Genomic DNA, 13,289 nt, shown 5'->3' with positions numbered 1-13,289 from the left:
TGCAAAAACTCCCGGGCATACGCAGTCCCTGTGGGAGCGGGTTCACCCGCGAACACCGGCATAGCCGGTCCATCCACCACGTCGCCCGCTTCGCGGCTAAAGCCGCTCCCACAGGGACGGCGCAAGGCCGCTAACAGGGTTCCACCGATGCCTTGTCAATCGGCTAATGGCACTGCGCCATACTCTCCGTATCGTACCTACGTGATATCGTTTCCTCTCAGCCCCCAGCGCCAGCCAGAGACCTCCCGATGCCCAATACCACTCACCTCCACCCTGGCTTCATGATCGTCCACGGCAACCGCCTCGACGACCTGCGCAGCTTGGTGGTGAGCTGGATGCGTCGCTATCCCTTGGCACCTCTGGAAAACGAAATCGCCCTGGTGCAAAGCAATGGCATCGCCCAATGGCTCAAACTGGCGCTTGCCGAAGACCCTCAGGACGATGACCAGGGCGGCTGTGGCATCGCCGCCGCCATCGACGTGCAACTACCAGGCAGCTTCATGTGGCAGCTGTACCGCAGCGTGCTGGGCCGTGACGAAATTCCCGAAGTCTCCCTGCTCGACAAGGCACCGCTGACCTGGCGTCTGATGCGTCTGCTCCCGGCTTTGATCGAACGTCCTCACTTCGAACCGCTGCGACGCTTCCTCACCGACGACAGCGACCTGCGCAAGCGCTATCAGCTCGCCGAGCGCCTGGCCGACCTGTTCGACCAGTATCAGGTCTACCGCGCCGACTGGCTCAAGGACTGGGCCGCTGGCGAGCACATCCTCAACACCGCCCGCGGTGAACGCAAGACGCTGCCCCCGGGCAACCGCTGGCAGGCCGAGTTGTGGCGTGCATTGCTGGAGGATGTTGGTGAGCAGGGCATGGCGCAGAGCCGTGCCGGCGTACATCAACGCTTCATCGAACGGATCAACAGCCTGGAGCAGGCACCTGCCGGTCTGCCGGCTCGGGTGATCGTATTCGGTATCTCATCGCTGCCAGCCCAGGCCCTTGAGGCACTGGCCGGCCTGGCACGCTTCAGCCAGGTGCTACTGTGCGTGCACAACCCCTGCCGCCACCACTGGGCCGATATCGTTGCCGACAAGGACCTGCTGCGCCACCAGTACAAGCGCCAGCAACGCAAGCAGGGCATGCCCTTGCAACTGGACGACCAGTCGCTGCACCAGCATGCCCACCCTTTGCTGGCCGCCTGGGGCAAACAAGGCCGCGATTACATCAACCTGCTCGACAGCTACGATGACCCCAGCAGTTACCAGGGCGTGTTCAGCGACGGTCGCATCGACCTATTCAGTGAGGGCTCGCCCACCACGCTGCTCAACCAGTTGCAGGACGACATCCTTGAACTGCGTCCGCTCGCCGAAACTCGTGAGCAGTGGCATCCAGTCGACCCAGCGAAGGACCGCTCGATCCGCTTCCACATCGCCCATAGCCCGCAACGCGAAGTGGAGATCCTTCACGATCAGCTACTGGCCCGGTTCAGCGCCGACCCAACCCTGCGCCCACGTGACGTGATCGTCATGCTGCCGGCCATCGATACCTACGCGCCGCATATTCGCGCCGTATTCGGCCAGTTGCAGCGCAACGATCCGCGCTACATCCCGTTCACCCTGACCGACCAGGGCCAACGTGGCCGCGAACCCTTGCTGATTGCCCTCGAACACCTGCTCAAGCTGCCGGACAGCCGCTTCGCTGTCAGCGAAGTGCTCGACCTGCTGGATGTGCCGGCAGTCCGCGCCCGTTTCGGCATACGCGAAAACGACCTGCCCACGCTGCACCGCTGGATCGAGGGGGCCGGCATCCGCTGGGGCCTCAATGCCGAGCAGCGGGCCAGCCTGGGCTTGCCCGCTGGGCTGGAACAGAACAGCTGGCGGTTCGGCCTGCGCCGCATGCTGCTGGGTTATGCCGTCGGCGTGGGTGAGGCCTGTGACGGCATCGAACCCTACGATGAAATCGGTGGCTTGGATGCGGCGCTGATCGGCCCGCTGGTCGCCTTGCTCGACGCCCTCGAAGTGGCCAGCCAGGCCTTGTCCGAGCCTGCCACTGTCAGCCAGTGGGGGGAACGCCTGCATGCCTTGCTGCAAGTGTTTTTCCTGGCCGAGGGCGAGCGCGACGAGTTCCTGCTGATGCAGTTGCAGGATCTGCGTGATAGCTGGCTTGAGGTGTGCGAGGCCGTCGGCCTGCAAGACCCATTGCCGCTGACCGTGGTGCGCGAAGCCTGGCTGTCGGGCCTCGACCAGGGCAAGTTGTCCCAGCGCTTCCTCGCCGGCTCGGTGAACTTCTGTACCCTCATGCCGATGCGCGCCATCCCGTTCCGGGTGGTCTGCCTGCTGGGCATGAACGATGGCGATTACCCCCGCGCTCAGCAGCCGCTGGACTTTGACCTGATGGCCAGCGACTACCGCCCCGGTGACCGCTCGCGCCGTGAGGATGACCGCTATCTGCTGCTCGAAGCGCTGTTGTCGGCCCGCGACCAGCTGTATGTCAGCTGGGTCGGGCGCAGTATCCGCGACAACAGCGAACGCCCGGCCTCGGTGCTCATCGGCCAGTTGCGCGATCACCTTGCAGCCGGCTGGCAGCTGGCAGGCGCGGAGCAGGGGCAGCCGGCAGAACCTGGCGAGCAACTGCTGCACGCACTGACCCAGGAGCACCCGCTGCAACCGTTCAGTTCACGCTACTTCCAGAAGGGCAGCCCGCTGTTCAGCTTTGCCCACGAATGGCAGGTGTTGCACCAGCAGGGCCAGGAGGACCAGCAGGCTGACCACGTCCTGCCGCCATACCATGACGAGGAGGCCTTGAGCCTGACCCAGCTGAATGACTTCCTGCGCCACCCGGTGCGGCATTTCTTCAGCCAGCGTCTGAAGGTGTACTTCGAAGCGCTGGAAGCACCGACCCCGGACGAGGAACCCTTCGTCCTCGATACCCTGCAACGATACGGCGCCAGTGAAAGCCTGTTGGGTGCAGCGCTGGCCGAGCCGGACAATGCCGAACAGGCCCTGCAGGCACAAGCCCGGCGCTTGCAGGCCTGTGGCGTGCTGCCACTGGCCGGCTTCGGCGAACTGCTGCAGCGCGAGCTGATCGAGCCCCTGCCAGACTTGCTGCAACGCCACCGCCAGCTATTGCAACGCTGGCCGCAGCTGGTCGAGGGGGCATTGCCCGTGCATTTCGAGCACGGCCCGCACCGCCTCGAAGGGTGGCTTGGGCGGGTATTCCAGGCAGATGACCAGAGCCTGCTCAGCATCACCACCGTACCCAACACTATCAGTGCCGGGCGTAACGCCCTCAAGTGGCACCGCCTGATCGCGCCCTGGGTCACGCACCTGGCGGCCTGCGCGGCGGGCTACCCCTATAACAGCGCGCTGGTGGCCAGCGACTTGACCCTGCTGCTTGAGCCACTGCCGCAAGCGCAGGCGGCGCAATTGCTGGGCGACCTGCTGGTAGCCCGTCAGGCGGCGATGAATGCGCCGTTGCCGGTCGCGGCCAAGACCGCGTTCGCCTGGCTGGCCCAGGACGATAGCGACAAAGCCCTGGCTGCTGCTGCCCGCGCCTACGAAGGCGACGAGCGCACCAGCTTCGGCGAGCGCAGTGAAAGCATCGCCCTGGCCCGGCAGTTCCGCGACTTTGCCGCACTCACCGCTGATGAAACCTTCGAAGGCTGGTGCGAAGCCTTGTACCGCCCATTGTTCAACGCCCCGTGGCAGACCCTGGGCAACCCGGAGAAAGGCGCATGACCCAGGACCGTCCCCTGGCACTGAGTTTCCCCCTGCATGGCAGCCAGCTGATCGAGGCCAGCGCCGGCACGGGCAAGACCTTCACCATTTCGGCGCTGTACCTGCGTCTGATCCTCGGTCACGGTGGCGAGCAGGGCTTCAACCGCGAGCTGCTACCACCGCAGATCCTCGTGGTGACCTTCACCGACGCCGCCACCAAAGAGCTGCGCGAACGTATTCGCGCCCGCCTGGCCGAAGCTGCGCGGTTCTTCCGTGGCGAGCTGGAGGCGGCCGACCCGCTATTGCACCAACTGCGTGACGACTATCCGGAAGAAGCCTGGCCAAGCTGTGCCGGGCGCCTGGAAATCGCCGTGCAGTGGATGGACGAGGCAGCGGTATCGACCATCCACGGCTGGTGCCAGCGCATGCTGCGCGAACATGCCTTCGACAGCGGCAGCCTGTTCACCCAGACCCTGGAAACAGACCACAGCGAACTGCTGGGTCAGGTCATGCGCGACTACTGGCGGCGCTTCTGCTACGGCATGCAAGGCGACGCGCTGGCCTGGGTGCGTGGCCACTGGGGCAGCCCCGACGCCTTGCTGCCGCGGATCCGCCCGCTGTTCGGTCGCGTGCGCGTCCAGCACGATGGGCCCGAGCCGGCGGCACTGATCCAGGCATCGCTGCAGCAGCGTGGCGAGCAGTTGGCCCGGCTCAAGGCGCCTTGGGTGCAATGGGCCGAGGAGTTGCGCCAGATCTGCCGTGATGCACTGGCCGCCAAACAGGTCGATGGCCGCAAGATGCAGGCCCGTTACTTCGAGCCCTGGTTCGACAAACTCTGCGCCTGGGCCGCAGACGAACAACTGGTGGAACTTGACCTGGGCACCGGCTTTACCCGCCTGACCCCAGCGGGCATGGCCGAAGCCTGGAAGGGCGAGCCCCCCGAGCACCCCGCCCTCAATGCCATGCAGAGCTTGCAGCAACAGTTGCAGGCCCTGGACAGCCCGGATGCCCCATTGCTCGAGCATGCCGCCAACTGGGTAGCGGCACGCTTCGAAGTGGAGAAGCGTCGGCGTGCGGAAATGGGCTTCGACGACATGCTCCTGCGCCTGCAGCACGCCCTGGCCAGCGAGGCTGGCGAGCGCTTGGCCAGCCTGATCCGCGAACAGTTCCCGGTGGCGTTGATCGACGAGTTCCAGGACACCGACCCGGTGCAGTACGGCATCTTCGAGCGCATCTACCAGATCAGCGAAAACCGCGCCGAGACCGGCCTGTTCATGATCGGCGACCCCAAGCAGGCGATCTATGCCTTCCGTGGCGCCGACATCTACACCTACCTTGCTGCCCGCCGTGCCACCAGTGGTCGCCTGCACAGCCTGGACACCAACTACCGCTCCAGCAAGGCCATGGTCGCGGCGGTCAACCAGGTGTTCCTGCAGGCCGAGGCGCGTGAGGCAGGGCGTGGCGCATTCCTGTTCCGCGAGGCTGATGACAACCCGCTGCCGTTCATCGAGGTCCGCGCCAAAGGCCGTGGCGAACAGCTGTTGATCGACGGTGAAGCCTGCGCAGCCCTGCAATGCTGGCATCTGGAAAGCGAAGAGCCGGTCTCCGGCAGCGTTTACCGGCAGCAGCTGGCAGCCAGTTGCGCCAGCCATATCGTCGCCTTGCTCAATGGCGGCCAGCAAGGCACGGCTGGCTTCCAGAATGCCGAGGGCGAACTACGCCCGTGCCTGCCATCGGACATCGCCATCCTGGTGCGCGATGGCCATGAAGCGCAGATGGTCCGCGCCGAGCTTGCCGCGCGCGAGGTGCGTAGTGTGTACCTGTCCGACAAGGACTCGGTATTCGCCGCCCAGGAAGCCCACGACCTGTTGGCCTGGCTAAAGGCCTGTGCCGAACCCGACTCTGAGCGCCTGCTCAAGGCCGCCCTGGCCAGCCTTACCCTCGACCTGTCGCTGGCTGCGCTGGACCGCCTGAACCAGGACGAGCGGGTCTGGGAAGACTGGGTCATGCGTTTTCGTCGTTACCGCGACACCTGGCAGCGTCAGGGCGTGTTGCCGATGCTGCGGCACCTGCTGCATGACTTCCAGCTGCCGCGCACGCTGATCCGCCGCAGCGATGGCGAGCGGGTGCTGACCAACCTGCTGCACCTGGCCGAGCTGCTGCAACAGGCCGCCGGCGAATTGGACGGCGAACAGGCGCTGATCCGCCACCTGGCCGAGCACTTGGCCAGTTCCGGCCAGGCTGGTGAAGAGCAGATCCTGCGCCTGGAGAGTGACGAGCAGTTGGTGAAAGTGGTGACCATCCACAAATCCAAGGGCCTGGAATACCCCTTGGTCTACCTGCCGTTCATCTGCACCAGCAAACCAGTGGACGGCAGCCGCCTGCCGCTGGCCTGGCATGATAGCCAGGGCAACGCCCATCTCACCCTCACACCAGACCAGGAACAGATCGACCGCGCCGACGACGAGCGCCTGGCCGAAGACCTGCGCCTGCTCTATGTGGCCCTGACCCGTGCCCAGCATGCCTGCTGGCTGGGTGTCGCCGACCTCAAGCGGGGCAACCAGAAGAGCTCGCAACTGCACCGCTCGGCGTTCGGCTATCTGCTGGGAGGCGGCCTCGCCCTGCCGGGCTCGCAACAACTGACAGACTGGTTGCAGGCCTTGGCTGCAACTTGCCCGCACATCAGCTGCCCGGGCCTACCGCCGGCAGATGAGCAGGTATATCGCATGCCGCACACCGAGCATGAGCTGCTGCCTGCCCGCAAGCCGCGTCGCGCTGCGGGCGCCGAGCATTGGTGGATTGCCTCGTACAGTGCCCTGCGCGTCGGCGACCAGACCCTCGGTGCCGACAGCTCCCAGGCCCAGCAGTTACTGGATGATGAAGTGGTCGATACCCAGGTGCTGCGCGAGGTCCCGGCCGACAGTGGCGATATTCACCGCTTCCCGCGCGGGCCCAACCCCGGCACCTTCCTGCATGGCTTGTTGGAGTGGGTTGGCCGCGAGGGCTTCAGCCAGGTCAGCGGCAATGCACGGCTGATCGAGCGAACCGTTGGCCAGCGCTGCAACCGTCGCGACTGGACCGGCTGGATCCCCACCCTGACGCATTGGCTGCAGCGCCTGCTGGGCGAAGCGCTGCCGTTGCCGGGCAACGACCTCGGTGTGACGCTTGGGCAGCTGCGCCACTACCAGATCGAAATGGAGTTCTGGTTCGCCAGCCACCAGGTCGATGCCGAACAGCTCGACCGCCTGGTGGCACGCCACACCCACCCCGGCCTGGCACGCCCGGCGGCGCAGCCGACCGTGCTCAATGGCATGTTCAAAGGTTTCATCGACCTGGCTTTCGAGCTGGACGGGCGTTACTACGTGACTGACTACAAGTCCAACTGGCTGGGCCCGGACATTCAGGCCTACGATGCCCCGGCCATGGAAAAGGCCATCCTCGAACATCGCTACGACCTGCAGTACGTGCTGTACCTTCTGGCCCTGCATCGGCAGTTGCGCGCCCGCTTGCCTGACTACGACTACGACCGCCATGTCGGCGGCGCCCTGTTCATCTTCCTGCGAGGTGCCAGCAGCAGCGGCCACGGCGTTTACCACGCCAAGCCACCGCGTGAGCTGATCGAAAGCCTCGATGCGCTGTTCCGTGGTGAGCACCCGCCCGTGCAGCAGGACCTGTTTGCCGGAGCCGTGATATGAGCCGAAGCCTAGTCGACCTATTGCCCACCCCGCTGCACGCCGAGCACCTGCTTGCATTGGCGCCGCAGCATGACAGCGGTGACCTGCTGCAACTGCTCGACCGCTGGGTAGAGCGCGGCTGGCTGCGTGCCCTGGACCGAGCGTTCGTATCGTTCCTGGAGGAGCGAGCCCCCGGTAGCGACCCACTGCTGTTGCTGGCCGCTGCCCTGGCCAGCCACCAACTGGGCCACGGCCATGTCTGCCTCGACCTGCAGCAGACCCTGGCCGAGCCCGATTTCGCCCTGTCCTTGCCGCCTGAAGGCGACGCCTTGACCGGCCCCTTGCTGCTGCCTTCGCAGTTGCTCGCCAACCTCGACCTGCAGGCCTGGCGCCAGCGCATTGCCGCCAGTCCGCTAGTGGCCGCCGGCGATACTTCGGGCCAGCAAGCGCGGCCTCTGGTGCTAAGCGGCGAGCGTTTGTACTTGCGCCGTTACTGGAGTTACGAGCGGCGCATCGACCATACACTTCGCCAGCGCCTGACCCAGTCCGAGGCGCCCCCGGCCGACTTGCGTGGCCGCCTGGCGCAGCTGTTTGACGGTGGTACGCCGGCTGGCCAGGTGGACTGGCAGAAACTCGCCTGCGCCCTTGCCACCCGCGCAGGCTTCAGCATCATCACCGGAGGCCCCGGCACGGGCAAGACAACCACCGTGGTACGCCTTTTGGCCTTGCTGCAGGCGCCGGCGGTGGAGCAGGGCAGGCCATTGCGCATTCGCCTGGCCGCGCCGACCGGCAAGGCGGCCGCGCGCCTGACCGAATCCATTGGCCAGCAGGTCGAGCGCCTGCAGGTCAGCGCCGAGGTGCGCGGGCAGATCCCCACCGAGGTCAGCACCGTGCACCGCCTGCTCGGCAGCCGCCCCGGTTCGCGGCACTTCCGCCACCATGGCGGCAACCCGCTGCCGTTGGACGTGCTGGTGGTCGACGAAGCGTCGATGATCGACCTGGAAATGATGGCCAACCTGCTTGATGCCCTGCCGCCACGGGCACGCCTGGTACTGCTGGGCGACAAGGACCAGCTGGCCTCCGTCGAGGCCGGTGCGGTACTGGGTGACCTGTGCCGGGATGCCGAGGAGGGGTGTTACTCTCCAGAGACCGAGGCATGGCTGGAGCAGACCGGTGGCGAATCGCTGGCGGGCAGCGGCCTCAAGGCCGGCGATGAGCAACGTAATCCGCTTGCCCAACAAGTGGTGATGCTGCGCTTCTCGAGGCGTTTTGGCGAAGGCAGCGGCATTGGCCAACTGGCCCGGCTGGTCAACCGCCAGGACGCCCATGCGGCGCGCAACCTGCTGGCCGCGCCGCCGCCCGATGTGCATAGCCTGGCCCTGAAGCACGAACAGGACCGCGCCTTCGACCGCCTGCTGCTCGACGGCCTGAACCGCGGCAGCGACGGCCCGCAGGGTTATCGCAGCTACCTGCGTACCCTTGGCCGCTTCCGCCCGGCACTCGATACCGCCGTTGACGATCCCGCGTGGGAGCAATGGGCGGGTAAGGTGCTGCACAGCTTCGAAGACTTCCAGCTGCTGTGTGCGGTACGCCGCGGCGCCTGGGGTGTGGAAGGCCTCAACGAGCGGGTGGCACGGGTGCTGCACAATGCCGGGCTGATCGACAGCCAGCAGCCCTGGTACGAAGGGCGCCCGGTGCTGGTAACCCGCAACGATTACGGCCTGGGCCTGATGAACGGTGACATCGGCATCGCCCTGCGTCTGCCGGATGAGCGCGGCGAACCGTTGCTGCGCGTGGCCTTCCCGCGTAACGATGGCAGTGGGGGCGTGCGCTTCGTCCTGCCCAGCCGACTGAACGAAGTGGAAACGGTATTCGCCATGACCGTGCACAAGTCCCAAGGCTCGGAGTTCAGCCACACCGCGCTGGTGCTGCCGGATGCGCTCAACCCGGTGCTGACCAAGGAACTGGTATACACCGGCATCACCCGCGCCAAGCATTGCTTCAGCCTGGTCGAGCCTCGCCAGGGTATTTTCGAAGAGGCGGTGGCGCGCAAAGTACGGCGTATTTCCGGGTTGATGCTGGAACAGGTCTAACCCTGTAGTGAGCCAATAGGAGATCCCCCTGTGGGAGCGGGCGTGCCCGCGAACACGGGCGCAGCCCGTGCCAGCCACCGTGGTGCCTGCTTCGCGGGCACGCCCGCTCCCACAGGGATCGCATTAGATCCGCGCCGTTCCTACAAGCATGCGGCCATGTGCTATCGTTGCGCCGATATCGGAAAGGGTCTTAAGAGATTTCCCACATGAACGTGGCCGCAAGGCGAGTGACGAGCTGTGTGCTTTCGCTATTGCTGGCCGCCCTGTTCCTTTCCGCAGGCCCGGCCCAGGCAGACTCCGCCATGACTGCCGCCCAGGTGCAGCAACGTGCCAAGGCGGTCACCCAAGTGGTGCTGGGCATCTTCAGCTACGCCCGCTGGCCCGTCGAACCTTCGCCCTTGCGCCTGTGCCTGGTCGGCCCGACCGAATACGCCGATGACCTGATCAAAGGCCATATGCAGGAGTCTGGCCGACCGCTGCAGGTGCGGCGGCTGCTGGCAGACGATAGCCAGGTCGCCCAGGCCTGCGACGCCATCTACATTGGCAAACTCGACCAGGGCCAGCGCGACCGGCTGTTCGAGCGCGTCAGTGGCCACCCGGTGCTGAGCATCAGCGAGGCAGACGACCCGTGCACGGTCGGTAGCCTGTTCTGCTTGCGGGTCAGCGACCAGCAGGTAGCCTTTGAAGTCAACCTGGACTCGGTGGCACGCTCCGGCGTGCACATTCATCCCAGCGTGCTGCAATTGTCGCGGCGCCGGGCGGTGCAACCATGAAACCAACGCGCAAGCGCGGCGTGCGCCCGACCCTGCGCTCGGTGCTGGGCCGTGGGCACCTCAGCGTCGCCTTGCTCGCCGTGGGCCTGGCCGGCATATCCCTGACCCTGCTGGGCGTGCTCGCCCTGCGTGTCTACGCCAACGACAACCTGCACCTGATCGCCCGCTCGATCAGCTACACCGTGGAAGCTGCGGTGGTGTTTGACGACAGCGCTGCCGCCAATGAATCGCTGGCGCTGATCGCCAGTACCGAGGAAGTGGCCGAAGCCAGGGTCTTCAACAACGAAGGCGAGCAGCTGGCGCATTGGCAGCGCAGCGATACCGGCGTGCTCGCGCGGCTGGAGGCACAGGTGGCCACCGCCTTGCTGGATGAGCCGATCAACCTGCCGATCACGCACCAGCAACAGCAGGTCGGGCGCATCGAGCTGGTTGGCCAGGGGCGAAGCCTGTTGCTGTTCTTGTTCAGCGGGCTGGCCGGCATCCTGTTCTGCACGGTGCTCAGCGCCCTGGCTGCCCAGTACCTGTCGCGGCGTCTGCTAAGCGATATCGTCCGCCCGCTGCGCGGCCTGGCCAGTGTTGCCCACGCCGCCCGCCGCGAGCGCAGTTTCGACCGGCGCGTGCCGGAGGCGCCGATTGCCGAGCTCAACGAACTGGGCAATGACTTCAACGCGCTGCTGGATGAGCTGGAGGTATGGCACAGCCACCTGCAGAACGAAAACCAGACCCTGGCCCACCAGGCCAGCCACGACAGCCTGACCGGCCTGCCCAACCGCGCCTTCTTCGAGGGGCGCCTGAGCCGCAGCGTGCGCAATGCCGAACGGCAGCAGGATCACCTGGCGCTGCTGTTCCTCGACAGTGACCACTTCAAGCAGATCAACGACACCCTCGGCCATGCGGTGGGCGACGAAGTGCTGATCAGCGTGGCCGACCGCGTTCGTGCCCAACTGCGCGAGCACGACCTTGTGGCGCGCCTGGGTGGCGATGAGTTCGCCGTGCTGCTGACGCCTTTGCATTCGCGCCAGGACGCCGAGCACATTGCCGAGAAGATCGTTGCCAGCATGAAGTTGCCGGTGCAGCTGGACAGCGGTCGCAGTATCGCCACCTCGTTGAGTGTCGGTATTGCCTATTACCCGGATGACGGCGCTGACCCCGCCAGTCTTCTGAATGCCGCCGATGCGGCGATGTACCAGGCCAAGCGCAAACGCCGTGGCCATTGGCAGGTGGCGCAGACGGAACGGTCCGCCAGCGAAATCAAGAACAGGAGTTGAACCCGTGATACAGGCTTTGCGTTTCCCCCTTTGGGCCTTGTTGCTTGCCGTGCTGGCGCTGACCGGCTGCCAGAGCGCTCCGCCCAAAGGCCTGACCGCCGAGCAGATTGACGTGCTCAAGCGTGAAGGCTTTACCCCGACCGACGAAGGCTGGGCCTACGATTTGTCCGGCAAGGTGCTGTTCGGCAGCGACCTGGACAGCCTCAACAGCCAGAGCCAGGCGATTGTCGAACGCATTGGCAAGGCACTGCTCGGCGTTGGCATCCAGGGGGTGCGGGTGGATGGGCATGCCGACTCGTCCGGCAAGGCGGCGTATAACCAGCAGCTGTCCGAGCGGCGGGCGCAGAGCGTGGCCAAGGCGCTGGTCGGGGTAGGTATGCCGGCGCAGAACATCCAGTCCCGCGGGCTGGGCAGCAGCCAGCCGGTGGCGAACAACCGCACCAGCGCCGGGCGTACCGAGAACCGGCGGGTGTCCATTGTGGTGGCTTCCTACTGACCACAGCCTACGGGCTATCAGATATCCCTGTGGGAGCAGGTTCACCCGCGAACACCGGCGAAGCCGGTGCCATGCACCGAGTTGTCTGCTTCGCGGGTAAACCCGCTCCCACATTATCTGTGTTACCCCCGGGGTTTTAGCGCAGATGCACAAATTGCCGGGGCTGCTCTGCAGCCCTTTCGCGACACAAGGCCGCTCCCACAGGTACCGCGACAACCTCTAGATCAACGCTGCATCCGTGGGAGCAGGCTTGCCGGCGATGGGCTGCAACGCAGCCCCTTATTCCTGAGCAAACCGCATCTCCCGGGTCTCCCCCATCAACAACGGCGCATTCGCCTCGGTCACCCCCCGGATGTAGTCCCACAACAGTGTAATCCGCTTCAACTTGCGCAAATCCTCCCGGCAATACATCCAGAACTGCCGTGTCACTTCGATCTCTTCCGGCAACACCGTCACCAGCCGCGGGTCCTGTGCTGCCAGGAAGCACGGCAAGATCGCCAGCCCACGCCCCTGCAACGCTGCCGTGTACTGCGCAATCACGCTGGTACTGCGCAAATGCGCGCTGGCGCTGGGGATCAGGTTGGCCAGGTACAGCAGCTCCGAACTGAACGCCAGGTCGTCCACGTAGCTGATGAACGGGTGCCTGGCCAGGTCCGCGATCTGGTTGATCGGTGCATGGCGGTCCAGGTAGTCCTGGGTCGCGTACAGCCGCAAGCGGTAGTCGCACAGCTTGCAGCACACATAAGGCCCATGCTCCGGCCGCTCCAGGGCGATGACGATGTCCGCCTCGCGCTTGGACAGACTGATGAAGTGCGGCAGCGGCAGGATATCCACCGAAATCGCCGGGTAGGCATCGACGAAGTGGCTTAGCTGCGGGGTGACGAAGAAGCTGCCGAAGCCTTCGGTGCAGCCCATGCGCACATGCCCCGACAACGCCACGCCCGACCCGGATACCTGCTCGCAGGCCATGTGCAGCGTGCTCTCGATCGACTCGGCATAGCCCAGCAAGCGCTGGCCCTCGGCGGTGAGGACAAAGCCGTTGGTCCGGGATTTCTCGAACAGCAAGGTGCCCAGCGCCCCCTCCAGCGAGCTGATGCGCCGCGACACAGTGGTGTAGTCCACGCTCAGGCGCTTGGCGGCGCTGCTGGCCTTGCGCGTACGCGCCACTTCAAGGAAGAACTTCAGGTCGTCCCAGTTGAGCGCGCTCAGGGATGTAAGGTCTTTTTGCATGATGATCCGGTTTTTTTGTGCGTTCTTGTTGGATGTTTGCACATC

The 13,289-nt window shown here is 65.4% G+C and carries 7 protein-coding genes; 6 read left to right on the top strand and 1 reads right to left on the bottom strand.

The genetic code is table 11. The features are described 5' to 3' along the window. Window positions 1-248 precede the first annotated feature (248 nt). The 6 genes from recC (at window position 249) to RR51_RS07345 (ending at window position 12,014) form a co-directional block, all read left to right on the top strand. A complete protein-coding gene (recC, locus tag RR51_RS07370; protein WP_039613068.1) occupies window positions 249-3,731 on the top strand; it encodes an exodeoxyribonuclease V subunit gamma in 3,483 nt (1,160 codons plus the stop codon). Then, window positions 3,728-7,405, top strand: coding sequence for an exodeoxyribonuclease V subunit beta (gene recB / locus RR51_RS07365; protein WP_039613067.1), 3,678 nt, complete (start codon window positions 3,728-3,730; stop codon window positions 7,403-7,405). Before recC ends, recB begins: the two co-directional genes overlap by 4 nt. Beyond that, window positions 7,402-9,477 (top strand): exodeoxyribonuclease V subunit alpha, encoded by a 2,076-nt coding sequence (recD, locus tag RR51_RS07360; RefSeq protein ID WP_039613066.1) that lies wholly within the window; start codon window positions 7,402-7,404, stop codon window positions 9,475-9,477. The genes recB and recD overlap by 4 nt, the downstream gene beginning before the upstream one ends. Before the next feature lie 206 nt (window positions 9,478-9,683). After that, entirely contained in the window at window positions 9,684-10,250 is a 567-nt protein-coding gene (locus RR51_RS07355) for a YfiR family protein (RefSeq protein ID WP_039613065.1), read from the top strand. Beyond that, a complete protein-coding gene (locus tag RR51_RS07350) occupies window positions 10,247-11,518 on the top strand; it encodes a diguanylate cyclase domain-containing protein (protein ID WP_013974248.1) in 1,272 nt (423 codons plus the stop codon). The genes RR51_RS07355 and RR51_RS07350 overlap by 4 nt, the downstream gene beginning before the upstream one ends. Before the next feature lie 4 nt (window positions 11,519-11,522). After that, a complete protein-coding gene (locus RR51_RS07345) occupies window positions 11,523-12,014 on the top strand; it encodes an OmpA family protein (RefSeq protein ID WP_039613064.1) in 492 nt (163 codons plus the stop codon). Between the two features lie 279 nt (window positions 12,015-12,293). On the opposite strand, the gene RR51_RS07340 is transcribed toward RR51_RS07345, so the two are convergent. Beyond that, a complete protein-coding gene (locus tag RR51_RS07340) occupies window positions 12,294-13,244 on the bottom strand; it encodes a LysR family transcriptional regulator (protein WP_039613063.1) in 951 nt (316 codons plus the stop codon). Window positions 13,245-13,289 lie beyond the last annotated feature (45 nt).

Source organism: Pseudomonas sp. C5pp (genome assembly GCF_000814065.1).
Lineage (GTDB): Bacteria > Pseudomonadota > Gammaproteobacteria > Pseudomonadales > Pseudomonadaceae > Aquipseudomonas > Aquipseudomonas asiatica.
The sequence above is the reverse complement of the archived record's forward strand: the minus strand, read 5'-3'. Positions and strand labels throughout refer to the sequence as shown.